The sequence below is a fragment of the Rhizobacter sp. P3_B12 genome (assembly GCF_056402895.1).
This window is the reverse complement of the sequence record NZ_JBFUGN010000156.1, coordinates 1-25,491: the sequence shown is the minus strand read 5'-3', so window position 1 is coordinate 25,491 and position 25,491 is coordinate 1. Positions and strand designations below refer to the sequence as shown.

General features: G+C 70.6%; 19 protein-coding genes and 1 pseudogene. 6 read left to right on the top strand and 14 right to left on the bottom strand.

Features of this window, described 5'->3' with window-relative positions; translation table 11 throughout:
• The 6 genes from AC1D01_RS11255 to AC1D01_RS11230 all read right to left on the bottom strand — a co-directional run.
• The coding region (locus AC1D01_RS11255) for a DUF5682 family protein (protein WP_477866136.1) at nt 1–2,110 on the bottom strand (2,110 nt) is incomplete at its 3' end.
• Nucleotides 2,110–3,201, bottom strand: a complete 1,092-nt coding sequence (locus tag AC1D01_RS11250; RefSeq protein WP_477866134.1) for an ATP-binding protein — start codon at nt 3,199–3,201, stop codon at nt 2,110–2,112. The genes AC1D01_RS11255 and AC1D01_RS11250, both read right to left, overlap by 1 nt.
• A complete protein-coding gene (locus tag AC1D01_RS11245) occupies nt 3,198–6,314 on the bottom strand; it encodes a DUF4132 domain-containing protein (protein WP_477866132.1) in 3,117 nt (1,038 codons plus the stop codon). The genes AC1D01_RS11250 and AC1D01_RS11245 overlap by 4 nt, the downstream gene beginning before the upstream one ends.
• A complete protein-coding gene (locus AC1D01_RS11240; protein ID WP_477866140.1) occupies nt 6,311–7,375 on the bottom strand; it encodes a DUF4132 domain-containing protein in 1,065 nt (354 codons plus the stop codon). Before AC1D01_RS11240 ends, AC1D01_RS11245 begins: the two co-directional genes overlap by 4 nt.
• Nucleotides 7,375–9,744 carry a WGR domain-containing protein gene (locus tag AC1D01_RS11235; protein ID WP_477866130.1) on the bottom strand — a complete coding sequence of 790 codons (2,370 nt, stop codon included), beginning with the start codon at nt 9,742–9,744 and terminating at the stop codon, nt 7,375–7,377. The genes AC1D01_RS11240 and AC1D01_RS11235 overlap by 1 nt, the downstream gene beginning before the upstream one ends.
• A 51-nt stretch (nt 9,745–9,795) precedes the next feature.
• A complete protein-coding gene (locus AC1D01_RS11230; RefSeq protein ID WP_477866128.1) occupies nt 9,796–11,346 on the bottom strand; it encodes an Lcl domain-containing protein in 1,551 nt (516 codons plus the stop codon).
• 246 nt (nt 11,347–11,592) lie between these two features.
• Here AC1D01_RS11230 and AC1D01_RS11225 point away from each other — a divergent pair, with 246 nt between their 5' ends.
• Nucleotides 11,593–12,690 carry a zinc metalloprotease gene (locus AC1D01_RS11225; protein ID WP_477866126.1) on the top strand — a complete coding sequence of 366 codons (1,098 nt, stop codon included), beginning with the start codon at nt 11,593–11,595 and terminating at the stop codon, nt 12,688–12,690.
• Nucleotides 12,691–12,727: 37 nt separating this feature from the next.
• Here AC1D01_RS11225 and AC1D01_RS11220 read toward each other — a convergent pair whose 3' ends face one another.
• Both AC1D01_RS11220 and AC1D01_RS11215 read right to left on the bottom strand, forming a co-directional pair.
• A complete protein-coding gene (locus tag AC1D01_RS11220) occupies nt 12,728–13,174 on the bottom strand; it encodes a hypothetical protein (protein ID WP_477866124.1) in 447 nt (148 codons plus the stop codon).
• Nucleotides 13,175–13,649: 475 nt separating this feature from the next.
• Complete coding sequence (locus tag AC1D01_RS11215; RefSeq protein WP_477866122.1) at nt 13,650–13,973, bottom strand: helix-turn-helix domain-containing protein; 324 nt, start codon at nt 13,971–13,973, stop codon at nt 13,650–13,652.
• A gap of 121 nt (nt 13,974–14,094) precedes the next feature.
• On the opposite strand from AC1D01_RS11215, the gene AC1D01_RS11210 reads away from it, so the two are divergent.
• Nucleotides 14,095–14,472 (top strand): hypothetical protein, encoded by a 378-nt coding sequence (locus AC1D01_RS11210; RefSeq protein ID WP_477866120.1) that lies wholly within the window; start codon nt 14,095–14,097, stop codon nt 14,470–14,472.
• A 57-nt stretch (nt 14,473–14,529) separates the two neighbouring features.
• Nucleotides 14,530–15,438, top strand: a complete 909-nt coding sequence (locus AC1D01_RS11205) for a LysR family transcriptional regulator (RefSeq protein ID WP_477866118.1) — start codon at nt 14,530–14,532, stop codon at nt 15,436–15,438.
• A 13-nt stretch (nt 15,439–15,451) separates the two neighbouring features.
• Here AC1D01_RS11205 and AC1D01_RS11200 read toward each other — a convergent pair whose 3' ends face one another.
• The 6 genes and pseudogenes from AC1D01_RS11200 to AC1D01_RS11175 form a co-directional block, all read right to left on the bottom strand.
• A complete protein-coding gene (locus AC1D01_RS11200) occupies nt 15,452–15,787 on the bottom strand; it encodes a DUF4148 domain-containing protein (RefSeq protein WP_477866116.1) in 336 nt (111 codons plus the stop codon).
• A gap of 90 nt (nt 15,788–15,877) precedes the next feature.
• Nucleotides 15,878–16,171 (bottom strand): ATP-binding protein, encoded by a 294-nt coding sequence (locus AC1D01_RS11195; protein WP_477866138.1) that lies wholly within the window; start codon nt 16,169–16,171, stop codon nt 15,878–15,880.
• Between the two features lie 110 nt (nt 16,172–16,281).
• Nucleotides 16,282–16,785: pseudogene (locus AC1D01_RS11190) on the bottom strand (histidine kinase dimerization/phospho-acceptor domain-containing protein); the annotation flags it as partial.
• Between the two features lie 314 nt (nt 16,786–17,099).
• The gene (locus AC1D01_RS11185; protein WP_047500027.1) at nt 17,100–17,786 is read right to left on the bottom strand and encodes a heavy metal response regulator transcription factor; all 687 of its coding nucleotides are present in this window, start codon (nt 17,784–17,786) and stop codon (nt 17,100–17,102) included.
• Nucleotides 17,787–17,954: 168 nt separating this feature from the next.
• On the bottom strand, nt 17,955–19,148 hold the full coding sequence (locus AC1D01_RS11180; protein WP_477866114.1) for a DUF5666 domain-containing protein: 1,194 nt from the start codon (nt 19,146–19,148) through the stop codon (nt 17,955–17,957).
• Nucleotides 19,145–20,014 carry a DUF6502 family protein gene (locus AC1D01_RS11175; RefSeq protein ID WP_477866112.1) on the bottom strand — a complete coding sequence of 290 codons (870 nt, stop codon included), beginning with the start codon at nt 20,012–20,014 and terminating at the stop codon, nt 19,145–19,147. Before AC1D01_RS11175 ends, AC1D01_RS11180 begins: the two co-directional genes overlap by 4 nt.
• Nucleotides 20,015–20,154: 140 nt before the next feature.
• Here AC1D01_RS11175 and AC1D01_RS11170 point away from each other — a divergent pair, with 140 nt between their 5' ends.
• From AC1D01_RS11170 to mdoH, 3 genes are all read left to right on the top strand, one after another.
• The gene (locus tag AC1D01_RS11170) at nt 20,155–21,465 is read left to right on the top strand and encodes a DUF4397 domain-containing protein (protein WP_477866110.1); all 1,311 of its coding nucleotides are present in this window, start codon (nt 20,155–20,157) and stop codon (nt 21,463–21,465) included.
• Between the two features lie 378 nt (nt 21,466–21,843).
• Complete coding sequence (locus AC1D01_RS11165) at nt 21,844–23,316, top strand: glucan biosynthesis protein G (protein ID WP_477866108.1); 1,473 nt, start codon at nt 21,844–21,846, stop codon at nt 23,314–23,316.
• Nucleotides 23,313–25,491 (top strand): glucans biosynthesis glucosyltransferase MdoH (mdoH, locus tag AC1D01_RS11160; protein ID WP_477866106.1); only part of this gene is annotated, 2,179 nt, incomplete at its 3' end. The genes AC1D01_RS11165 and mdoH, both read left to right, overlap by 4 nt.

Genomic DNA, 25,491 nt, shown 5'->3' with positions numbered 1-25,491 from the left:
CCGCATGGATCGCGCGCACGATGCCGTCGCTCTCGCTCGCCAGCGCGCGCGCGCACGAGAACAGGCCGTAGAGGAAATCGCCGAGCGCGTCGCGCGGCGGCATCGCGCGGGTGATCGCGATCACCTCGTCGCGCGCGGCTTGCGAACCGTCGGCCAACGCTTCGTGCTGGTACGCGACACCGAGCGCCGCGCCGCGCAGGGCCGGTGGCTTCGAAGGGCTGCGCGCGAGGCGCGCCATCGTCTGCCGCACGAAGCCGGCATCGAGCGCGGGCAGGTGCAGCCGCAGCAGCGTGTCGAACACGGCGGCGGCGCGCACGTCGGCCTCCAGCAGCTGCGGGCTGCCGACGCCGTCGCGGCCTTCGAGCAGCCACAGCAGCTGGCCGGCCATCAGCGCGAGGGTGTCTTCGAGCAGCGCGCGCGGATCGTTGCCCCAGAAGCCGGCCTCGATGATCGCGGCCAGCGACTGCGCGGCGCGCGCGAGTGCACCGTGGTCGTGGCTGCTGCCGATGCCCTGGCGCAATTGCTGCGCGAGCTCGTGGCCCATGTCGAGCAGMMCGGCGCGGATCGCCTGCATCAGGCATTGCGCGAGCACGGTTGCATCGCCCTGCGCATCGGCCACCTGGCGCAGCAACGCCTGGCGTGCCGCGGCCTCGAGCGTGGCGCCATGCACCGCGGCCTCGATCAGGTCGGGGTACCAGCGCTCGGTCTGCTGCAGCCGCCAATGCTCCTCGAAGGCCAGCTCGCGGGCCAGGCCGCGCGCGGCACGCGGCGCCTTCGTCTCGACCAGCTGCACGCCGCTGACCTGCAGGCAGCGCAGCTGCCACAGCAGGTGCGCGCGCGGTGTGTCTTCGGCGCGGCGGCGGTCGAGCACCAGCTTGTGGGCGCTGCGCTCGATCTGCAGATCGAGCGCGGCCAGCCGCTGCCGCACGTCGTGCAGCAAGGGCGGCAGCGGCGTGTCGCCGTGCAGGCGGCCGGCACCGTCGCCGGTCAGCGCGAGCAGGGCTTCGCGCAGCACCGGGTGGTGGTGCGTGCCGAGGCGGCGGTCGTTGCTCCACGGGGCCGGCACCTCCAGCGCCTCCTTGACGACGGCCGATTGCAGGGCATCGAGCAGGTCGACGCGCAGCGGCACCGCGTGCCCGCRCAACGCGGCCAGCGCGGCGGCGCTGCGCTCGAAAGCCAGCAGGTCGGCGGTCGACAGCGGCACCTGCGCACGGCGCAGCCGCGCCACCATCGTCGCGACCGCGCGATCGCCGGCCGGCCGCAGCCCGTGCTGCCACACCCACTGGTAGTACATCGGCGACGGCAGCCCCGCGGCATAGCCGCCGAGCGCATCGACCTGCCGGAACTCGAACGGCACCAGGTAGCAGCCGGCGGCGCGGTCGTCAGCCGGTTGCGGCACCTCGGGCTCATCGGTCACTGGGCCCCCCTCCCGTTCGCCCTGAGCCTGTCGAAGGGTCCCTTCCAGCGCCGGCTTGTGCCAACCGCCGCACACCACCAGCACGCGCTCGAAATTGGCGGCCGCCCACGCGATCCACTGCGCCATGTGGGCCTCGCGCGCCTGGTCCTGCGGGGTGCCGGCCTCGTCGCCGCGCAGCTCGGCGAAGTACAGGTCGAGCTTGCGCGACAGCTCGTCTGGTGCGGCGTCGGCGGGCTGCGATTCGAACAGGTGATCCCACAGCGCGTCGTCGCTGTCGCAGCCGAAGCGGCGGCACAGGTGGTCGACCACCTGCGCGTAGCGCGAGCGCGTGTTGCGCTGAGCGGCGGTGCGGCGCTGCGCATCGGGCAGCGCGCGGTAGCGCCAGTGCGGCAGGTCCATGAAGCGCAGCGCCGCGCCCACCGCCTGGCCCTCGCGCAGCGCCACCCACTCCGGCGAGTGGTCGAGCAGCGGGAACCAGCACTGCGCCGCCTGCCCGTCTTCGTTGGCGTAGCTGTACAGCGCGAGCGGCAGTTCATGGTCGAGCAGCAGCTCGCCGAGGCGCGGGTTGAAATCGCTCGGGCCTTCGATCAGCACCGCCTGCGGCCGCTCTCGCGCGATGACCTGCGCCACCAGCCGCGCGCAGGCGGGGCTGTGGTGGCGCACGCCGACCACGCGGACGGTGCCGGTCGGCATCATTCCGGCAGCAGGTGCCGCGCCGCGTGGAAGGCCTGCCAGTGCTCGCCCTTGCGGCGGCTGGCGCGCTGCTCGATGTAGCGGCGGATCTTCTTCAGGTCGTCGGCGTTGTCCTTCGCGGCCGCGCCGGCCAGCGCCTCGACGATGTCGGCCGGCTGGCCGGCATCGCCGCGCAGGTAGTGGCCGCGCAGCGCCACCGCATGCGCGACGCTCACCGCCTCGGCGGTGCTGACGACGGTCGACAGCCGCTCGCCGGCGTTGCCGTCCTTGTCGAGCCCGGTGCGCAGCTCGCGGAAGGTGGTGACCAGCACCTCCAGCACGTCGTCCGACGGCTGCACCGCAATCTGGTCCTGCGCCAGCAGCCGCGCCAGCTCGGCGCGCACCAGCGCGAGCTCTTCGTCGTAGTCGGCGATCGGGAACACCGTCTCGAACGCGAAGCGCCGCTTCAGCGCGGCCGACATCTCGTTGACGCCGCGGTCGCGGGTGTTGGCGGTGGCGATCAGGTTGAAGCCCTGCGCGGCGAACACCGCGTTGTCGTCGGCGAGCTCCGGCACCATCAGCAGCCGCTCGGAGAGGATCGACAGCAGGCCGTCCTGCACCTCCGGCGGGCAGCGGGTGATCTCTTCGAAGCGCACGATTCGGCCGTCGCGCAGCGCGCGGTACAGCGGCGACGGCACCAACGCGCGCGGGCTCGGGCCTTCGTTGAGCAGCAGCGCGTAGTTCCAGCCGTACTTGATCTGGTCTTCGGTGGTGGCGGCGCTGCCCTGGATGGTCAGCGTGCTGGTGCCGCTGATGGCCGCCGCGAGCAGCTCCGACAACAGGCTCTTCGCGGTGCCGGGCTCGCCGACCAGCAGCAGCGCGCGGTTCGAGGCCAGCGTGACCATCGCGCGCTCGAGCAGGCTCGGCGCGCAGACGATCTTGCGGCGGATGCCGGGCGCGCCGCCGATGAAGCGCATCACCGCCTTCATCGACAGCCGCCAGCCGGGCGGCACCGGGCCGCTGTCGTGCTTCGCGAGCTGGGCCAGCTCGTCGGCGTAGAGCTGCTCGGCGGGCGGGCGCTGGCTTCGGATGGCAGTGGTGCGGTCGGTCATGGCGAGGGCTGTGAAAGCGCTGGGTTCAGCAGGTCGATGTCGCGCAGCATCTCGCTGGCGGACACCGGGTCGAGTGCGTCGAACGATACCGCTTCAACGGTGCCTTCGGCCGAGCGGCGCGCGAGCGTGAGCCACTCGAGCGACTGGCGCGGCTCCATCATGCCGCCGGCGACGAAGATGCCGGGGCTGAAGCGCAGCGTGATGCGCAGGCCGCCGGGCGCGTCGCGCGCGTACTCGCGGACCATGCCGCCGTCTTCCGCGCCGCCGCGCTCCCAGCCCTTCGGGTCCAGGCCGATCACGGCGCCGGTCGCGACATCGCGGTTCTCGAAGCGCTTGACCGTGCTCTGCTGCCGCTCCTGCGGCGTCAGCGCGTAGGTCTCGCGCTGCAGCTGCTTGAACGGCTGCAGGATCTCGTAGTCGCCGAACAGCTGGCCGAGCTGCGCCTTCGCGGGCGCATCGAGTTCGAGCACGTGCAGGATGCCGATCTGCGCGGCTTCGGGCAGCGCGAGCCGTTCGTCCGCCGCATCGGCGAGCGTCCAGTCCTCGGCCACGCGGAAGGGTTGGCGCAGCGTGCCCCCGTCGTAGGTGGCCCAGGCCAGGCGCGTCGCCAGGTGGCGCATCAGCGGATGGGCCAGGAAGAAGCGCCGGAACTCGGGCAGCGGCCAGCGCCTGGCGTTGCGCATCGCGCGCTCCAGCCGCGTGATCTCCAGGCTGGCGATGGCGCGCACGTCCTTCTTCAACTGCTTGAAGCGCTCGGCCGCCGGGCCGGCGAGTGCGGCGTCGTCGGCCTTCAGCGGCTTGGGCAGGTCTTTCAGGCGCAGGCCGCGTGCGTCGCGCACGACGGGCTTCAGGGTTTCGTCGAAGTTGAGGGAGAAGGTGCGCGGGCCGAAATCGAAGACCGCCGCATCGGGTTCGTCGAGGCCGAGCGTCGGCGCCAGCCGGTCGCCGAGTTCATCGAGCGTGAGCCCACGCGCATCGGCCACCGCCGAGATCATCCCGGCGGCGCGCAGCTGCACGCGCTTGTGCCGGCCCTTGGTGGCCTGCGTGTTCAGCAGCATCAGCGCCACGTCGGTGCCGATGGCGGCCAGCAGGTCGAGCGCGGACTCGGCGCGGCCGCGGGTGCCCGGCGCGCCCGCCCAGTCGTTGATGCGCGGGATCAGGCGGCGGGCCGTCTCGTCGTTGCCCAGCAGGCCCAGCGTGCGGAAGGCCCAGCTGTCCTTGCCGGGCGCACCGGCCGCGATCCACGCGTCGCAGAGGTCCCAGGCGAACTCGGCCAGGCTCGCGGGCGTGCACGCGGCCTGCACGAGGGCGACGCCGGGGTAGGGCGCATCGGGCCGGCCGATCATCAGCATGCGCACGAGGTGCCCGGTGGCCGCGGCGCTGAGCGCGCCGCCGGCCTGCAGCTGCGGGCGGCGCATCGTGGCCACGTCGCAGAAGGGCGGCAACGGCGGCATCTCGCCGGGCAGGATGTCCAGCGGGTCGGTGGCGAGCAGCGCGGTGACGGCCTGGGTCATCGCCTCGCCGTAGACCGTGGCGGCTTCGAGCAGCGCGATACGCCCGCCTGCTTGCTCCGCCCTCCAGCGCAACGCGTGGCGCGCATCGTCGCGCTCCGCGCTGTGCTGCGCCGCGAACGCCGCGGGCAGCGCCCGCAGCATCACCGTGCGAGGGAACTTCGCGATCCACTCCGCGGCGCCGCTGCGGTGCATGCGCGACTGCCGCAGCAGCTTCGCCATGCGGGGCACCAGCCAGGGCGTGTCCATCAGCAGCGCGATGCGCGGGCCCTTGCCCTGATGGGTCGACAGGACCGCCACCATGCCGGGGATCGCTGCCACGCCGAAGCGGGCGAGGATGTGTTCGGCGTCGAGGCTCCATGGGCTGAGCATCCAGCGCTCGGGCGGGAAGCTGTTCCACAGCGTGAGCTGCGCGGCCTGCGGCGCGTCGAGCAGCAGCGACATCGAGACGTAGCTCGCCGAGGTGTCGCCGTCCTGCAGCGGCTGGCCTGCCAGCAGGCGCTGCGCGCCCGCATCGGTCAGCTTCAGCTCTGCCGGAAAGCCGTGCGCATCGCGTTGGGGGTTCAGTTGGCGTGCCGAGGATTTCATGCGCTCCAGCAGATCCTGCTGCCACGCCAGGGCCTCGGGCGTCGCGATGACGGGGACGTCCAGCACCGGCAACTGCCCCGGCCGATCGGCGCGCAGCCACGGCGGTTCGCGCAGGATGGTCGGCAAGGCCTCGTCGGGTGCTTCCACCGGATTCAGCGCCGCCACCGCGCTCTCGAAGCGGCTGCGTAGCGCCGGCTCCAGCGCTTCCAGCGCGGCCGGCAAGGCCTCCGGCCACTCATGCGCCAGCCGCAAGGCCCAGGTCTCGGCGGCCCGGCTGCGCCCGGCCATCGCATGGCGGATCACCGTGAACAGCACCGCCACCGGATGGGTCTTCGCCAGCTTCTCCAGCGCGTCGCGCACTTTCTTGTGGTCCGACTGCGCCGCGAGCAGCGGCAGCAGGCCGGGCACCCGCATCTGCGCCGCGAGCTTGAGGGCCTGCGTCGCGAGCTTCGGGTCGCGCGACGTGAGGCGCGTGCGGATGAACCAGGCCAGCACCTCCAGTGCCGCCTCACCGTGCAGCTTCAACTGCAGCAGCATGCCCTTCGTCAACGTGGCATGGTCGAGCCAGGGGTGTGCCGCGGCATGCGCGAGAAAGTCGGCCGGCTGCATCGCGGACCAGCCCAGCACTGCATGCCCGTAGGGCTCCTTGCTGTGGGCAGCCAGCCATTCGGCCGTCCACTCGCCGAGGTGCGCAAAGACGAAGGCGCAGGCGCGGCCGGCCGGCGAAGAACCCGTCCTGCCGCGCTGCGCCACCGCGAGCGCGGCCTCGTATCCGGCCTCGTCGGCGCAGGCGACCGCGTCACGCAGCGGCTCGAAGCGTGCGAACCACTCCGCGTAGGCCTGGGGCAAGGTGCCTCCCAAGGCGGTTTCGAGCGCCATGGCGGGGCTCTGCGGCGCCGACGGTGCGGGTGCAGGCATGTGAACGCCGCGCATCACCGGCAGCAGCGCCAGCCACTCCGGCGCCCACTGGAAGCCGCCGCCGGGCCAGACCAGGCCGAGGGGCGCCTTCTTCATGGCAGCGGCGCCAGCAGGTCGGCGTCGCGCAGCACCTCGCTCGCGATGATGGGGTCGAGCCGCTCGAATTTCACATGGCCTTGCTGGGCCCAGGTGCCGGCCTGGCGCAGCACGATCTTCGGGATGCGCTGCTTCGGTTCGTAGCTCAGGTCGCCGATCACGGTGCCGGGGTCCAGTTCGAGCTCGACCTCGAGCCCGCCGGCCACGCGCTTCGTGAACCAGCCGACCCAGCCGCCGTCCTGCGCGGCGCCGCGCTCCCAGCCGCGGTTGACCAGGCCCATCACGCTGCCGGTGGCCACCGTCTTCTGCTCGAAGCGCTTCAGCTCGGTGCCTTGCAACTCATCGGGCGTGAGCCGGTAGGTCTCGCGGCCGAGCTGCTTGAACGGCTGCAGGATCTCGTAGTCGGCGAACACCTGGCCGAACGCGGCCTGCATCGGCGCCGGCATCTCCAGCACGTGGACGATGCCGACGTTGGCGTCGTCGGGCAGCGGGGTCTGCACATCGTCGCCGTCAGCGAGCGTCCAGTCCTCGGCGACGCGGAAGGCGCTGGCCAGCGTGCCGGCCGGATCGTCCTCGCGGGCTTCGTACACGCCCCACACCACGCGCGCCGCCAGGTGGCGCATCAACGGGTGTTCGAGGAAGAACAGCCTGAAATCGGCCGCCGTCCAGCGGCGCCGCTCGACCATGCTCATCTCGAGCCGCGTCACCTGCAGGCTGGCGATGGCCTTGGCGTCCTTCTTCAGCTGCTTGAAGCGATCGGTTGCCGCCTCGGCCAGCGCGGCGTCGTCGCTCTTGATCGGCTTCGGCAGGTCTTTCAGGCGCACGCCCTGCGCATCCTTCACGAACGGCTTCAGCGTCTCGTCGAAGCCGACCAAGAAGCGGCGCGGCCCGAAATCGAGCGCCAGCGCGCCGTGCTCGTCGAGCCCCAGGTCGGGCACCAGCCGGTCGGCCAGCTCGGCGGCGCTGAAGCCGCGCGCCTCGGCCACCGTGGCGATCTTCTCCTTTGCGCGGTCCTGCAAGGCCTTGAACTTCACCTTGCCGGCGATGCCGTTCAGGTGCATCAGCGCGACATCGCTGCCGATCGCGGCCAGCAGGTCGAGCCCGGTGACCGCGCGCTGGTGCGCCGATTCGCCGGGCCACTCGCGGATGCGCGGTGCGAGCCGGCGCGCAGTCTCGTCGTCGCCCAGCAGGCCGAGCGCGGCGAAGGCCCAGCCGTCCTTGCTGGGCGCGCCGGCGGCGATCCAGGCCTCGAACAGGTCCCACGCGAACTCGGCCAGCGAGCTCGGCGTGCAGAGCTCCTTGACGATCGCGAGGCCGGGGTAGGGCGCTTCGAGCCGGCTGATCGCGAGCATCGAGCCGATGTGCTCGATGGCGTTGGTCGGCAGCGCCTCRCCGCCATCGCGCAGCAGTGGGCGGCGCAGGGCCGGCGCGACGAAGAACACCGGCAGCTTCGGCATGCGCGCGGGCAGGACCAGCAGCGGGTCGGCATCGGGTACGACTGCACGTAGCCGATGAAGCCCGGCACCGCGGCCTCGCCATGGCGCGCGAGGATGGCGCGGATCGGCGCGCTGTTGTCGCTGAACGAGTACCAGTATTTCGACGGGTAGCTGCTCCACAGCGCGAGCGCGGCGGCCTCGGGGAACAGCAGCACCACTTCGGGCGTCTGGCCGTAGAAATAGGTCTTCGTGATCTTGAAGTCGTCGGGCAGCAGCAGCTGGCCGGCCATCACGCGCACCTGGCCCTCGGGCGTGATCTGCATCTCGTTCAGCGCGTAGCCGGTCGGGCTCGGCGACTGCTTGCTGCGCCAGGGGTTGACCTGGTGGGCCGCATGCCGCGTGCGTTCATCGGCGGTCCATTCGATGCGATCAGGCGTCGCACCGGCCGCGATGTCGAGCGTCGGCAGATCGGTGGCGCGCGCCTTGCGCAGCCATGGTGGCTCGACCAGCAGCGGCGGCAACTGCTCGGGCGACGCCTCGGCACTCTGCAGTGCATCGAGCAGCGCCTGGAAGCGCTCGCGTTCGCCATCGGCCAGCGTGGGCAGCGCCTGGGCCAGCGCGGCGGGTTCGCGCAACGCGAGCCGCACCGCCCAGCCTTCAGCGAGCCGAGAGCGCGTGGCGAGCGCATGACCGATCACGCACTGCAGCGTGGCGGCCGGGTAGCGCTCCGACAGCTTGTCGAGCGCAGCGCGCGCGTCCTTGCGCTCGATCAGCTCGGTCAGCAGCGAGAGGCTCTGCGGCAGGCGCATGCGCAGCACCAGCGCGGTGAATTTCTCGCTGTTCTCGCGGTCGTCGGCGCGGCGCAGCAGGTCGGCGAGCAGCTCGAAGGCGTCGGCGCCGTGCAGGTGGATCTGCAGCACCAGCGCGCGCTCCAGCTTGTAGTAGTACGGCGCGGCCGCCTGCAGGTAGCGCCGCATGGCATCGGCCGGCACGACGGTGTCGCGCAGGTAGAGATCGTCGTCGGCCGGATCCTCGGCCATGCTGGCGAGGGCCCAGTCGGTGCGATGCGGGCAGAGCACGGCGCGCAGCAAGCGGTCGAGCGGCGTGGCAGCGGCTTGCCGCTCGAGCGTGGCGACGGCGGCATCGTGCACGGTGTCGTCGGCAGCGGCGATCGCGGCGCGCAGCAGCTTGAACTGCGAGCCGATGACACGGCTCAGCGCGAACGCGTGCGGCTGCGAGCCACGCGCCAGGTCGAGTGCGGTTTCGATCATGAACGGCAGGCCGTGCAGCGCGATGCCGACCTGAGTGGCCCAACTGAGGCCATGCGTGCCGTAGATGTCGCCCTGGTGGAGGACGTTGCCGTGCATGCACTGGGCGCACAGCTCCAGCCAGAAGTCCGGGTCGGCCTGCGCCAGGCGATCGGCGCCGGTGTGGTCGGGGAAGGTGGCGGCATTCCACTGCGTCCAGTCGCGGTTCAGTTGCGAGGCCAGCGCGGTGAACTCCGATGTGCGGTGGCTGTACTGGAGGTCGCGCACGGTGACGGGCGTGGCGAGCAGGCTGCGGCCATCGGGGAATGCCGGTGCATGGATGCCGCGCACCACCGGCATGGCCTTGCGCAGGGCGTCGTTCCACTCGAAGCCGCCTTGCGGCCACTCGATCGGTGCGGTGTCGGCGGCGGGCGGCGGTGGGGTCTTCGGTGTTGCGGGCGGGGGCAGCGCAGCAGCGGCCTTCGGAGCGGCGGGCGCCGCAACGGGCGCAGCGACCGCCGCCAGCGTCGCCCCGGCAGCCACGCCGGCCTCGCGATAGCCCTTGCCGGTCTTTTCCTTCACCAGCGCGTCGTGCTCGGTCTGCGCTGCGGCGGCGCTCGCGAACGACTTGGTCTTGGCCTGGCCGTTGGTGCCGATGCGGCCGAAGCGCACCGTCACATCGCTGCCGGCCACGGCCACCTCCCAGAACTTGCTCGATGTTCCCTCGACCAGCTCGAATCGGCGCATGCCCCGCGTCCTTCCTGTCTGCTGCGTACAGCAGCGGACTATATCGGGGCACTACCTCACGGCGAGTGCGTAGCGCAGCTCGGACTTCGCGACGTTGTACACGCCGAAGTCGCAGCTGTAGACGGCCCACGCCTCGCTGGTGTCTGCGGCGCTGGTGGTCGAGGACCAGTAGTAGTCCGAGACGATGAAGTTGTCGAACACCGCGGGGCCAGTGACCGCCGTGCTGGCCTGGTACTGGCCATTCAGGTACGAGGCCTGCGGGAAGGTCGGCGCGCGGTCCGACAGGCTCAGCATCTCGGCGCGGTTGGGCAGGCGCCACTGTCCGGCGGCCGATCCRTCGGCGAGGCCGCATTGGCCGCTCGCGAGCGCGTTCACCGCCGCCAGCGCCCCCGACCAGGGCTGCTGGATGCAATCGGCCTTCTTCAGCCAAGTGAGGCCCGTCACCGTGTCGGCCAGCGTGCCGTCGCCGTTGTCGATGAAGCGCGGCGAGGTGAGGGGCGCGCCGGTCTGCAGGGCGGCATCGTCGGCAGTGCCGAACGAGCCGCCGCCGATGCCGGCGTACACGCCGGTGGCCAGCAACTGCACGGCGCCGGCGGCGCCCGAGCGCACCGCCCACAGCGAATTCGCCGAACCGGCCTTCACGTTGCTCATGCCGCCGTCGGCCGCATTCGCGCCGTTGATCCAGCGCCCGTCGCTGAAGCGGATGGCCATCGCGCTGCTCGTCAATGCCATGTAGGTGGTCGAGCTCCAGTACGCGTTGGCRACGGCAATGCCGGTGAACGGATGGCCGCTCGCCACCGCCGGGCCGGCCTGCGACACGTCGACCAGGCTCTCCAGTTCGTTCGCGTTCGGCATGCGCCATTGCCCTGCGGCCGAGCCGTCGCTCAGGCCGCAGGCGCCGCTGGCCAGTTGCGCGGCCTCGGCGAGCGCCGTCGGCCAGTCGGTCGCGTTGAAGCAGCCGGCGTTCTTCAGCCACACCAGGCCGGTCAGCGCATCGGTGACGGTGCCGTCGGCGTTGTCGATGAACCGGGTGCCGGGCCATGCGACGCCGTGCGCGAACGAGCCGTCATCGCCGGCCGCGAAGCTCGTTGACTGCCCGGTGCGCGGCAGGCTCGCCATCCGGTCGCCTGCGCGCGAGGCGGTGAAGTCCGCGTTCGCGACATCGTGCGTCGGCAGTGTCGCGAAGCGGATCACGGTGCGGTAGAGCCCGTTGAAATCCATCTTCGTGACCGAGCCGGCCGCGTCGCCGACCGACGGGTAGAAGGCGAGACCGGCCTGCTGCGCGTAGACCGCGTAGTCCGCATTGACGCCGGCGCTCAGCCCGGCGATCGCATAGCGGCCGTCGGCATCGGTGGTGGCAGTGCGGGTCGTGTGGTCGTTGTGGTGGAACACGGTGACCCGCACGCCCTGGATCGCCACGCCATGCTTGTCGGCCACCACACCCGACACGGTGCTCGTCGCGGGTGCGTTGCCCATCGAATTTCCGACCGAGCTGTCGCCCATCGCAGTCGTGGTACTGCCACTGCTGCCCCCACCCGAGCCGCCGCATGCGGCCAGCATGCCGAGGGCGGTGCCGATCAACAACTGCCTGATCCGTTTCATCGCCACGTCCCTTGTGCGCAGGTGCCCGCGTCCGGGAATGGACCCGGGACTGCGGACATATCGGCCGTTTCGGCCTGCGGCTTGATCGACAAGCGGCACGCAGCGTGAAGCGCTTCACCCATTGCGCGGCGGCGTTGCTGGCGCCCGACCGCCGGTCGCTCGCTCCTCTCGGTTGATGATGGAAATGCGGGCGTGTGCTGACTAATCTGTGGAGGCCCTCCTACCAGCAGCATCAAGGAGATTCGCATGGGCACGTCACGCAGCAGTCATGGCGGTGGATCGACGCCTCACGGCAGGCTGGCCAAGCCCTTGTGCAGCACGCCGCCGCGGCCCAGGCCGAAGCTGTCCGATGCGGTGATGGCCGATCCGCGGCGTGCCGCGGCGATCCTGTCCGGTCGCTCGAAGTGGGCGAACCGCACGGTGCTGCACTACTGCTTCTTCAGCGGCGGGTCGCACTTTGCGGTTCCGAAGTCGCAGGCCGATGCGGTGCGTCACGCCTTCGACACCTGGAAGGCGGTCGGCATCGGCCTGGAGTTCGTTGAGGTCGATTCGCTGAGCGAGGCGGAGGTGCGCATCGGTTACTCGCTGGCCGATGGCAGTTCCGCATCGGCGGTGGGCCGCGACGTCCTGAAGATCCCGCTCACCGAGCCGACCACCGTCTACGGCTGGGACCTCACGACGCCGTACGGCCGGGGCACGGCATTGCATGAGCTCGGCCACGTGTTCGGCATGGAGCACGAACACCAGAACCCGTTCGCCGGGATCAAGTGGCACGAGGAAGCGGTGTATGCCTCGCTGGCGGCACCGCCGAACAGCTGGTCGCGTGCGACCACCTTCCACAACATCCTCGAGAAGCTGGACACGCAGCAGGTGCAGGGTTCCGCCTGGGATCCGGACTCGATCATGGAGTACGAGTTCGAGCCCGGCCTGATCGACGAGCCGCAGAAGTACGACCTGGAGGGCCTGGTGCCGCCGGGCACGCTGTCGAGTGCCGACAAGACCTGGGTCGTGAAGTGGTACCCCGGCAATGCGCCGGTGCCGACGGTGCTGCAGCCGTTCCAGTCGATCGCTGCCGACCTGGCGGCCGGCCAGCAGATCGATTGCACCTTCAAGCCGACGGTGTCGCGCAAGTACACCATCGCGACCAAGGGCGCGACCGACACCTTGCTCGCGCTGTTCGAGGAAATCGGCGGCAAGCCGAGCTTCCTGGCCGCCGACGACGACAGCGGCGAAGACCGCAACGCGAGCATCACGTACAAGCTCTTCAAGGGCCGCACGTACCACGTGCGCCTGCGGCTGTACCAGCCGGGGCAGTCGGGGACGACGTCGTTGATGGTGACCTGAGCGTGAAGCCCCGGCGATCGGGCGCCGGCGAGCTGGTTCAGTAGTAGACGTACACCGTCACGACGGACACCACGGCGGCGTCGTACGTGGAGGTGGCGGTGAAGGTCAGCGCGACCGGTGTGCTGAAGGCACTGGTATCGAAGGTGTCGACGAGGATGCGCGACGCGCTGATGGTGTCGATCGTGACGCCGATGCCGCCGTAGTACACCGTGGTGCCGCTGCCGCTGACCGAGGTGCCCGCGACCTGCAGCGACCACACGACCGGCTCGCTGGCATCGAGCTGCAGCGAATCACCGGCCCAGACCGAGATGCTCTGCGACGAGCCGGAGTGGATGTGCCCGCTGCTGAGCGGTTGCCCCGCGACGATGATGCCGATGTCGAAGGTGACGCTGCCGTCGTCGCCACCGCCACCGCAGGCGGTGAGGGCGAAGGCCAGGCAGGCCGCGGCGGCGAGCCGCGACAGGATTCGGGTGACGGGGTGCATGGGCGCATCCGGAGTCGTTGATGGGGCATCCAACGGCTCGGGAGGGTGGTGTGTTGACCGGCGAGGTGTAACGCTTGGAAGGTCGAGGTGCCGGCCGAATTCAAGCCCCGCGTCGCAGGATGTCGGACAGCCATTCGCGATGGCGTGCCAGCGAGACACCGGCACGCTGATCGAGCGCCGAGGCGTGTCGTGATGTGGGCGGGAACTCGAGCGTTTGCCGCCGGCCGCCTTACGTCGAGGCGATGCGAACGGTTTTCCCGATGAGACGGGACTAGCCCGTGCATGGCGCTTTCGATCTGCCCGACGAACAGTGCGACCTCGTGCTTGGCGTCTGCATCGTGGTAGCGAAAGTCTTGCTCGGGCACTTCGGCCACCTGCGCCAGAGCATAGGCAATTGGGCGACAGCGAGCTTGCGGGGCTGCTTGTTTTGACCGGCGATGGGGCGGCCGGTGGTTGGGCGACACCCACGGGCTGATCAAGAGGTATTGGAAGTTCGGGGATTTGAATCCCGAGAAGTGGCTGTCTTCTTGCCAGCCCTCCGAGCCACGGCCTGAAGCGCCGCCAACTTCTCATCAACCCGAGCTACCAACTCCGCCGCGCTGAGTTGCACTCCTGCCGCCAGCTTCCACAGCACGCTCACCGACGGCTGCTTCTTGCCAGCTTCCATCATCGTGATGTACGGCCGGTCCAACTCTGCCGCTGCTGCGAGTCCTTCCTGCGTCATCGTGAGCTCGTTGCGTCGCTCCTTCAGAACGACGCCCAGGGCTTGGACGAGGAGGTTATTTCGGCTGGGACGCATCGGCGCGACTTTGTCTGTCGCGTTGCCTTAAGACACGTGTCAATTGATAGCATTCGCGACGAGATCCGTTCGCTGGCAGTTCGCGATCGGCCTTTGGCCCTTTGCCAACCCAGGTGCCTCGATGCCCGAACTCCTCATCAACTTCATCACCCTCCGCCCCACCGTCAACCCCACGCACCGCGCGATCACCCACGTCGGGCTGATGTTCAGCTGCGTCGGCTCGCTGATGTGGCAGCTGCAGGTGGTCACCGCCATCGAGCTGATCGATTCCGGTGCGCAGCGCCTCTACTTCATCGACCCGATCTCCTGTCGCCGTCGTGAGGTGAAAGTCGAGCGCTCCAGCGGCCGCAGGCCGCATTTGCGCGCGTGGAAACGGACCGGCTGGACCGACGACCTGCTGAACCTGCCTTCGCTGGTCTACCCGCCGCACTGCGAAGGCGCCTTTCCACCGCCGCGGCCCACCCCGCGCGCGCCTTGCAACGAACGGAACATTGCGTAGCAACCTCGGCGGCGCGCCGTCGCTAGCATCCATCGAAAACACAGGGAGGACCGTGCCATGGCACTGATGGAAGAAATCACGCTGCGCAAGCTGGAGATGCTGCTCGCCTACATGGAGAGCAGCAACCTGCGGCGCGCCGCCGAGCAACTCGACGTGAGCACGGTCAGCGTGCACCGCGCACTGCATTCGCTCGAAGACGCGCTCGACTGCGCGCTGTTCCGCCACGAAGGCCGTGATCTGCTGCCCACCGAGGCAGCCCGCGTGCTGGCCGATGCCGCGCGCGCCGCGCTGAAACTGATCGGCGACGGCGTGCAGGCCGCGCGGGAAGCCGGCGGCTGGTCGGGCGCACGCATCCGCATCGGCTCGCTCTATTCGCTGGGGGTCGAGACGGTGCCGCGGCTCGTCGCCGACATGCGGCAACTGCGCCCGGACGTGCAGGCCGAACTGGTGATGGGCTCGAATGCCGACCTGCTCGCGCAGCTGCGCGCGGGCACCACGGATGCCGCGCTGATGGCGATCCCGCCGGCAGAGCCGGACATCGAATCGCTCGCGCTGTTCGAAGACCCGATGTATTTCGCGGCGCCAATCGGCTCGCGCTATGCCCGCCTCGGCGCGGTCGACCTGCAGGCCTGCGCCAACGAACGCTTCATCACGCTGCGCAAAGGCTTCGTCACGCGCGAGGGTTTCGACGCCGCGTTCCGCAACGCCGGTTTCGTGCCGAAGCTCGCGATGGAGGTCGGCGACATCTTCACGCTGATCCACCTGGTCGGCGGCGGCCTCGGCTGCACGCTGCTGCCGGGCCGCGTGCGCGACGTGCTCGGCGGCAAGGTGGAGCTGATCCCGCTGCAGTCGCGCTACCAGGTGCGCCAGCGCATCGGGCTCAACTACCTGCGGGCGAGGCAGCGCGACCCGAACCTGGTCGCGCTGGCCTCGGCCTGCCGCCCGGTGCCCAGCCTCGCGGCCTGACGGGCGGCGGAGCTCAGTTGGCGGTGCGTGCCGACGCGGCCTGCGCCGTCATGGCCTTGTCCTGCAGGCGGGCCAGTTCGTTGCGGTATTCCGAGCCGCTGCGCCATTGCTTGTACTGCGCCAGGCGGCTGGCGATGTCGGGACGCGTCGGGTCGAAGCTTTCGCGGCCGGCGGCGGCTTCCAGACCGGCACGCTGCCACAGCGCCAGGTCGGCCTGCACTTCGGCGCGCGTCAGCGTCGACGGCGTGTTGTAGGCCGAGTTGGCGGCGGTGTCGGTGTCGGCGCGCGCGGCTTGCGACAGCACGGTGAGGCCCAGGGCGGCGATGCTCAGTGCGAGGGTTGCTTTCATGATCTCGGTACCTTTCACGTATGGGTTGGTAGTGAAGGCATCTTAGAAATCTGACCCGCACAGGACCCTGTCGCGCAGATGACGTTTTTGTCAGGTGGCGGTCAACGTGAAACCGAAGGTGTTGCGCCCGGCCTGCGAGCGCGCGAACACCGAGCCGCGGTGCATCAGCGCGATCGCCTTGACGATCGCGAGGCCCAGCCCGTGGTTGCCGCCCGGGTTGCGGCGCGCGCTGTCGACGCGGTAGAAGCGGTCGAACAGGTGCGTGAGGTGCTGCTCGTCGATCGGGCCACCGGGGTTGCTGACGGCCACGCGGATCTGCTCCGGCGCGTCGAGCAGGCGCGCGACCTCGACGACGATCTCGTCGCCCGGCGTCGAATGCTCGATCGCGTTCTGCAGCAGGTTGCCGAGCGCCCGCCGCAGCAGCGCCGTCTCGACGCAAGCATGTCGTTGACGATGCCCTTCAGCCGCTCCATCTCCTCGAGGTTGGAGCGCAGCACCTCCTCCAGCTCGTCGGCGCTGCGCTCGCGCGTCAGCATCACCTGGGTCTGGCCGATCAGGTTGGTGAGCGGCGTGCGCAGCTCGTGCGCCACGTCGGCATTGAAGGCCTCCAGCTGCTGGTAGGCCGTCTCCAGCCGCGCCAGCGCGCCGTTGAACGACGCGGTCAGGTCGCACAGCTCGGCGGGCATCGGCTGCAGGTCGAGCCGCTGCTCCTGGTGGTTCGGGTCGAGCGCCTGCGCCTGCCGGCTCAGCCGCTGCAGCGGCCGCAGCCCCACGCGGGCGATGCCGTAGCCGAGGAGGGCCACCGCCAGCACGCCGACCGCACCCAGCCCGATCAGCGCGAAGCGGAAGTCCTCCAGCGTCTGCAGGAAGCGCAGCGGGTCTTTCACGAGCACCAGCGTCACCGCGGGCCGGTCGCCGTCGGCGGGCAGGTGGCGCGTCCACGTGAGCAGCTTGCAGGGGTGGCCGGGCTCGTCCAGCTCGCCGAAGCCGCCGGCCATCGCCAGCGCCTCGATGTCGGCGCGCCGCGGGCCGTAGCGGAAGGTCGAGTCGTCGCTGACGACCCACAGCCGCACGTCGCTGCGCTCCATCTCCAGCGTGTTGAACTTCGGCGTGAGCCACAACCGCCACTGCGATTCGTCCTGCACGCGCAGCACGATCGACTCGGCCCAGCCGGCGCGCAGCCGCATCTCGCCGCGCACCTGCTCCATCATCCCGCCGTTCAGCATGCGGTAGAGCGCCCAGCCGCCGACCAGGAACACCACCGCCGCGCAGCCCGCGAACATCAGCGTGAGCCGCACCGCGAGCCGGCGCGTCATGCCGTGCCCTCCGCCGCGCGCGCCTCGAGCACGTAGCCCATGCCGCGCATCGTGTGCAGCAGCTTGAGCGGGTAGGGGCCGTCGAGCTTGGCGCGCAGCCGCTTCACCGCGACCTCGACGACGTTGGTGTTGCTGTCGAAGTGGATGTCCCACACCAGCTCGGCGATCTCGGTGCGCGACAGCACCTGGCCCGGCCGGCGCGCCAGCGTGGTCAGCAGCGAGAACTCCTTGGCGGTCAGGTCGATGCGGTCGCCGCCGCGCTGCACCTTGCGGCCCAGCAGGTCGAGCACCATGTCGCCGATGGTGATGGTCGTCGGCTCGGTCTGGCGGCTGCGGCGCGAGAGGGCATGCAGCCGCGCGCTCAGCTCGAGGAACGAGAACGGCTTGACCAGGTAGTCGTCGGCACCGTCCTGCAGGCCGCGCACGCGGTCCTCGATGCCGTCGCGCGCGGTCAGCATGATGATCGCCACCTGCTTCACGCGGCGCACGTCGCGCAGGATCTCGAAGCCGTCGATGCCGGGCAGCATCGCGTCGAGCACGATCACGTCGTGCCGGCCCTCCAGCGCCGCGTGGCGGCCGTCGATGCCGTTGTGCTCGACGTCGACGACGTGGCCCTGCTCGGTCAGCCCGCGGCGCAGGTAGTCGGCGGTTTTCGGTTCGTCTTCGATGATCAGGACGCGCATTCCCCGGAGTTTAGTGACGCCGCCCGGGCCGCTGGCTGACGCCTGGATGACAAATCTGTCATTTATGACAGCCCCTCGCCCGGCGGGTACGCCGGTCGATCCCCCGGGGGGATGCGGGCCGGCTTGGGGCGGCCCGGCGCTCGGCCCGCTTGCGCAGGGCCTTTGGCGTCAGGGTGCCGCGAACGTCACCTGCGTCGCGACGATCCGCGTGCCGTCCAGCGACGGCACGCCGGTCACGGTGGCGCGCCGGCCGTCCGCCAGGTCGCCCGCCACCCCGCCGCTGAACGTGGTGCCATCGTCGAACACCACCGGCGTGTTGCGGATGCGGAAGCTGCGCRCCGCCGCGTCGAGCTCCTGCACCGCGCCGACCAGCGCGAAGCTCGCGATCGCCGGCACGCTGTCGTCGTGCACGATGACGCGCGCCGCCACCAGCGTGCCGGCCAGCGTGGCGCCGAACACGCCGACGCGCGCGCCCAGCGCCACCTTGGCCTCGTCGCCGTCGAAGTGCGCACCGACGGCGTCCACCGCGATGCCGTTCACCTTGAAGCTGCGCGAGCTGACGATCTCGGTCACCGTGCCCTCGACGCGCGCCACCGGGTGGTCGCTGAGCATCAGGTCGGCGGTGCGCACCGAGGTGGCGGCCAGTTGCGCGTTGTCCGGCAGCAGCCGCACGCTGAGGAAATCGCCGATGTCCGCCGGCGGCACCGCGTTGCCGGCCACGCTGCCGACGCCGATCACCTCGCTGCCCAGCGTCAGGCTCGGGGCCTGCGGATCGCGCGCCGCGACCACGCCGCGGATCTTGTAGAACGACGCATCGGGCAGCTGCTCGACCCGCGTGGCCGCGTACTGGCGCGTCAGCGGGTCGTACTGCGAATACACCTGCACCGTCATGCCCGGCACCAGCGCGCTGAAGCCGCCGGCCAGGCTGCCGTCGTACAGCGTGCGCGCGCCGACGATCACCGTCTGGCCGAGCACGACGAAGCTGCCGGCGACCGCATCGACCGAGGCCACCGGCCCGACCAGGTCGCTGACGACGCGGATCGCCAGCGCCGTCGAGGTGGCCTGCGTGCCGCTGGTGTCGAGCGTGCCGCCCTCGACGATCACCGTCATGCCGAGCTTCAGCTGGTCCTTCGTGAGCAGCGCGCCCTGCTCGTCGCGGATCTCGGCGCTGTCGTCGTCGAAGCGCACGTCGTTGACGAAGATCGAGCCGAGCCCGCTGATCGGGCCGGACGCGATGATGCCGGTGCCGCCGCTGTCGACGCCGCCGCCGCAACCGGCCAGGTGGGTGATCAGCAGCGCGGCGGCCAGGAGCCCCGCGGTGAGGCGGCGGCGGGGCGAATGGCTCGAGGGGCGGTTGTTCACGATGGGTCGGGCTCGTCGGGTGAAGGGGCTGCCGCCGCGGGCGCATCGGCATGGAAGGTGTACAGGCCGATGCGGACCCGGCGCAGCGGCGGGTCGCCGGCCTGGTGCGCGCGCTCGTCGGCGTCGATCATGTCGGTGAGCTGCGGCACCAGCGCGGCCATCAGCCCGCGCCATTGCTCGGTGACCAGCCCGCGCAGCTGCGCGACCGAGTCGGCGCCGAGGCCGTCGGCGAACAGCGCCTGCTCGAAGTGGGGCGGCTTCTCGCCGGCGCTGCCGGCCGCGAGGTTGGCGACCGCGGCCGCCAGGTGGTCGCCGACGTTGTGGCCGACGAAGCCGAGCAGGCGCGACTGGTCGGCGCTCGGCACGAAGGAATCGCGCTCCAACGTCACGGTGTCGGTCACCGGGTCGAAGCTCGCGAGGCCGAGCCGGCACAGCTCCTCGAGCAGGCTGCGCGGGTGCACGTCGCGCGTCACCGAGCGCGCCAGCTCCTCGAAGCTCGGTGCCTTGCCCTGGCGCGGCAGCGCCTTCGGGTGGCCGTCCTTGTCCTGCAGGCGCCGGCTGCCCATCCACTTCGTGAAGACCTGGGTGGCCGGCGAGCTGCGCGCCGGGGCCTCGGCCGACGGGGCGTGCGTGATGCGCGTCACCTCGCGGCGCGTCAGGCCGGTGGTGGTGCTGATGCGGCTGATGTCGCGGCTCGCCTGCGCGCCGGAATGCGCCTCGCGCGCGGCCGCCACCAGCGATCGCTTCAGCGCCTCGGCCAGCAGCGGGAAGCCGTGGCCCCGGTCGAGGCACAGCTGCGCCAGCGGCAGCAGCAGCCGCTCAAGCGCCTGCTGGAAGGCAGCCTCGGTGTCGTCCGGCGTCGTCATCTAGGGCCTGTCAATGTGCAACATGCACATTTGATCACGCTTTCGCAATCCCCGGTTTCCCGGGGCTTGTCATCGTGTGTCATGGAATCTACAGTGAATGTGCCAATTGCACATTTACAGATCTGACTGGAAACGCATCGATGAACAAGTTCTTCACCCGTTGGGGCCTGGCTGCGGCCACCCTGCTCGCGACGCTGGCGGCCGCCGTGGCGCTGCCCGGCTGCGGCGGTGGCTCCGGCGACGATGGCGGCGGGACCGGCCGGGTGCGCCTGGTCAACGCGACGACCGACTACGCGGCGCTCGATTTCTACGCCAACGACGTGCTGCAGACGAAGGACACCGCGTCGTTCACCGCTGGCGCGTACTCGCCGGAGATCGGCGCCGGCACGGTGACGATGGCGCTGAAGCGCAGCGGCTCGGCCTCCACCGCGGTGAGCGTGAGCCGCACGGTGTCCGGGAACGGCAACCACACGCTGGTGGCCTACAGCACCGAGACCTCGCTGCGCGCGATGTACCTGAACGACGCCGAAGCGGCGCCGACGGCGGGCCAGGCGAAGCTGCGCCTGTTGAACGGCGCGGTCGAGGCGGGCGCGCTCGACCTCTACGTGTTCCCGGCCGATGCCAGCCTGGCCGACCAGAGCGCGGCGTTTTCCGCGATCCCGACCGACACGCTGAGCATCTACAAGGAGTTCGTGAAGGGCGCGTGGCGCATCGTCGTGACGGGCGCCGGCAACAAGGCCGACGTGCGGCTGGACCTGCCGTCGGTGGCCTTGGCCGACCAGCAGATCGCCACCGTGGTGGTCACCGCCACGCCGGGCGGCGTGCTGGTGCACGGCCTGCTGCTGAACCAGCGCGCCGAGGCGGTGGCGCAGAAGAACACCTTGGCCCGCGTGCGCGTGGTGGCGGGCGTGGCGGCCGGCGGCGCGGTCTCGGTGCAGGCGAACGGTGTCGCGCTGTCGAGCGGCATCACGTCGCCGGCGATCGTGCCGTACGCGACGATGCCGGCCGGCGCGGTGACCGGTGAACTGCGCGTGAATGGCGGTGCGGCGATCGCGCTGCCGGCGTTCACCGCCGTGCCTGGCGCCGACGTGACGCTGATGGTGCTGGGCACGGCGGCCGCGCCGAGCGCCTTCGTGCTGCAGGACAACAACAAGCCGGCCGGCGCCGGCAACGCGAAGCTGCGCCTGGTGCACGGCGTGAACGGCCTGGGCGGCAACGCGACGCTGACGGCCGACTACGGCCTGGTCGCGAGCGACATCCCGTTCGGCCAGGCGTCGGTGAGCACGAGCCTCGTGGTCGGCAACCCGGTCCGGCTGGAAGTGACCTCGCCGGCCGCGGCGGCGCGGCTGTTCCTCGCCGACGAGGCCAACCTGCAGGCGACCAAGGTCTACACGGTGTTCATGCTCGGTGACGCCGCCGCGCCGGTCGGGACGCTGGTGCGCGATCGCTGAGCGGGCGACATCGGCTGTCGCCATCCGGTGACAGCCGAAAAGTCGTTGTGCGACAGGCACTTGGCGCAGACGCTCGACTGCGCTGTCGCTGCATGGCGACAAAAACACCGGTCCGGACGATCGTTTCGGCGTCAGATACGGGCAAACCCTTTGTTACTCGCGGCAAGTCGTTGATAACAAACGACTTTTTCTGCTGGCACAAGCGTTGCGCTGTCAAGGCATCGCGGCCGTTTTCACGGCCTTGTTTTGCCAGACAGGAACCACGTTTTGCTCGCTTCCCCCGGTCTCCCCGCGCTCACCGCTTCCACCGTTCGCCGATCCGCGACATGGGTTCGCGCGCTGGTTTCACTCAGCCTCGCGGCCCTGGCCGGCCAGGCGATGGCCTTCGGCTTCGACGACGTCGCCGAGCGCGCCCGCCAGGCGGCCGCCCGTCCCTATGCACCGGTCACCGTCAAGCTGCCCGACGAGCTGAAGAACCTCGACTACGACCAGTACCGCGACATCCGCTTCAACCCGCAGAAGTCGCTGTGGCGCCGCGAGAACCTGCCGTTCGAGCTGGCCTTCTTCCACCTCGGCAAGTTCCAGACGCAGCCGGTGTCGATCAACGAGATCGCGCCGGACGGCCGCGTCAACCACATCGCGTTCGATCGCAATGACTTCGACTACGGCAAGAACAAGCTGACGCAGAAGGGCTGGGGCGACCTCGGCTTTGCCGGCTTCCGCGTGCACTACGCGCTCAACAACCCGGCCTACAAGGACGAGCTGGTCGTCTTCCTGGGCGCCAGCTACCTGCGCGCGCTCGGCAAGGGCCAGCACTACGGCATGTCGGCGCGCGGGCTGGGCATCGACACCGTCGGCGGCAGCGGCGAGGAGTTCCCGCGCTTCAGCGAGTTCTGGATCGAGCGCCCGGCGCCGCAGGCGACCACGCTGGTGATCCACGCGCTGCTCGATTCGCCGCGCGCGACCGGCGCGTACCGCATCACGCTGCGTCCCGGCGAAGAGACGGCAATCGACGTGCAGGCCCGCCTGTTCCTGCGCGCCGGTGTCGCGACGCTCGGCCTGACGCCGCTGACCAGCATGTTCGCGCACGGCGAGAACCAGCCGAAGGCCGGCGACTTCCGCCCCGAGGTGCACGACTCGGACGGCCTGATGCTCGCCACCGGCGACGGCAAGGGCGGCGGCGAATGGCTGTGGCGCCCGCTGGTCAACCCGAAGAACACGCTGGTGACCTCGTTCTCGATGGCCGAGCTGAAGGGCTTCGGCTTGATGCAGCGCGACCGCACCTACACCAGCTACGAAGACACCGAGGCGCAGTACGAGCACCGCCCGAGCGTGTGGGTCACGCCGCAAGGCAAGTGGGGCCCGGGCCGCGTCGAGCTGCTGCAGCTGCACACGCCGGACGAGACCGACGACAACGTCGTCGCGTACTGGGTGCCCGACAGCGTGCCGGCGCCCGGCCAGCCGATCGATTTCGCCTACCGCATGCAGTGGCAGGGCGAGCGCCAGCAGCGCCCGCCGGCCGGCTGGACGGTGCAGACCCGGCGCGGCCACGGCTTCGTCGACCGCAAGACGGTGCTGGATCCGCGCGAGGTGCAGTACGTCGTCGATTTCGACGGCCCCGCCCTGCGCGCGCTGCCGGCCGATGCGGCGGTGAAGGCCGTCGTCAGCGCGGGCAGCAACGCCCAGATCGTCGAACGCAACGCCTATCGCAACCCGGCGACAGGCACCTGGCGCATGACCGTGCGCGTCAACCGCCTCCAGCTCTCGCAACCCGCCGAGCTGCGAGCCTTCCTCCAAACCGGCGACAACGCCCTGACCGAAACATGGACCACGATCATTCAACCCGAGTGAGCGCCGACCGATCCGCACCGGGCGCCAGCATGCCGCGCATGAACCGCGGCTCGATGGTGGCTCAGCCGTGGCGTGGTTTCACGCGCAGCCTGGGCGACCTGCTGGTCGACTCGCTGGCCGGCCTGGGCCGCCTCGTTCAACCCGGCGCGCGCGCCACCGCTGCGGCTGAGCCGCCAGCGGCCCCCGAAGCCTGGGAGCTTGCTGCCAAGTCGCGCCGCCGCGTGCTGCTCGGCCTGGTCGCGCTGTCGGCCGCCGGTGCCACCGCGCTGCTCGCGAACGTGCTGCCGCCGCACGAGAGCGCCTGGCTGCGCAACCTGCAGATCGGCCTGTACGCGCTGCTGTTCGCCTGGGTGTCGGCGGGGTTCTTCACCGCGATGATGGGCTTCTGGGTGCTATGGCGCGGCGACCGGCATGCGATGTCGGCGGCCTCGGTCGGCAACGAGCCGATCCACAAGGGCGCCCGCACGGCGATCATCATGCCGATCTGCAACGAGCAGGTCTCCACCGTGTTCGCCGGGTTGCGCGCGACCGTCGAATCGCTGGCCGCCACCGGCGCATCGAGCCTGTTCGACGTCTACGTGCTGTCGGACACCAACGACCCCGAGATCCGTGCCGCCGAGCTGGCCGCCTGGGCCGAACTGCGCGCCGAGAGCGGGCTGGCCGATCGCATCTACTACCGCTGGCGCACCATCCGCACCAAGCGCAAGGCCGGCAACGTGGCGGATTTCTGCCGCCGCTTCGGCCGCGACTACCGCTACATGGTGGTGCTGGATGCCGACAGCGTGATGAGCGGCGACTGCCTCGTCAAGCTGGTGCGGCTGATGGAAGCCAACCCGAACGCCGGCATCCTGCAGACCGCGCCGCAGGCCTGCGGGCTCGACACGGTGCATGCGCGCTCGCAGCAGTTCTCGGGCCGCGTCGCGGGCCGGCTGTTCACCGCCGGCATGCAGTACTGGCAGCTGGGCGAATCGCACTACTGGGGCCACAACGCGATCATCCGCGTCGAGCCCTTCATGAAGCACTGCGGCCTCGCGCCGCTGAAGGGCCATGGCGGCCTGAGCGGCGAGATCCTGTCGCATGATTTCGTCGAAGCCGCGCTGATGCGCCGTGCCGGCTACCACGTGTGGCTGGTGCACGACCTGCACGGCAGCTACGAACAGCAGCCGCCCAACCTGCTGGAAGAACTGCAGCGCGACCGCCGCTGGTGCCAGGGCAACCTGCAGAACGCCCGCCTGATCGCCGAGCCCGGCCTGCACGGCGTGCACCGCGCGATGCTGCTGACCGGCGCTCTCGCCTACCTGTCGGCGCCGCTGTGGCTGGCCTTCGTGCTGCTGGGCGCGGGGCTGTGGATGTTCGGCGGCCACCCGGTGTTCGGTTCGGCGCGCGAGCTGCCGGTCGAGATGGCGCTGCTGTGGGTGGCCACCGCGGTGATGCTGGCGATGCCGCGCGTGATGGGCGTGGCCGCGATCGTGATGACGAAGCAGCAGCGCCGCTACGGCGGCACCGCCGCGCTGATCCAGGGCGCGCTGCTGGAAGGCGGGCTCTCGGTGCTGCAGGCGCCGGTGCGGATGATGGCGCACACGCTGTTCGTGATCGTCGCGCTGACCGGCCTGAAGCTGGACTGGAAATCGCCGCCGCGCGAAGCGAGCGACATCGGCTGGGCCGATGCGGCGCGCCGCTTCATGTTCATCAGCGGTGGCGTGGCCCTGCTGTCGGCGCTGGTGCTGTGGGTGCAGCCGCAGGCCACGCTGTGGCTGGCGCCGATGGGCCTGCCGCTGCTGCTGGCGGTGCCGCTGGTGGTGCTGACGAGTCGCTCCGGCCTGGGCAAGCGCCTGCTTGCCAGCAAGCTGCTGCTGACGCCGGAAGAGCATTCGGCGCCGACCGTGCTGCGCCGGGCCTGGGCCCACGCGCGCCGCGCGGCGCCGCTGCGCCAGTTCCGCGATGCGTTGAGCGACCCGTGGCTGTTCGACGTGGTGCGCGGTGCGATGGGCCCGCGCAACACCGGCTGGGGCAGCCGCGGCAAGGCGCGTCGCCTGCTGGTGAAGGGCCTGCTGGCCGACCAGGACACCGAGCGCCTGAGCAAGGCCGACCGGATGCGCCTGCTGAGTGAGCCGCAGACGATCGTGCGGCTGCGCGATCAGCTGGCCGCCAACGCGAGCCTCGTGAGGCACGAGC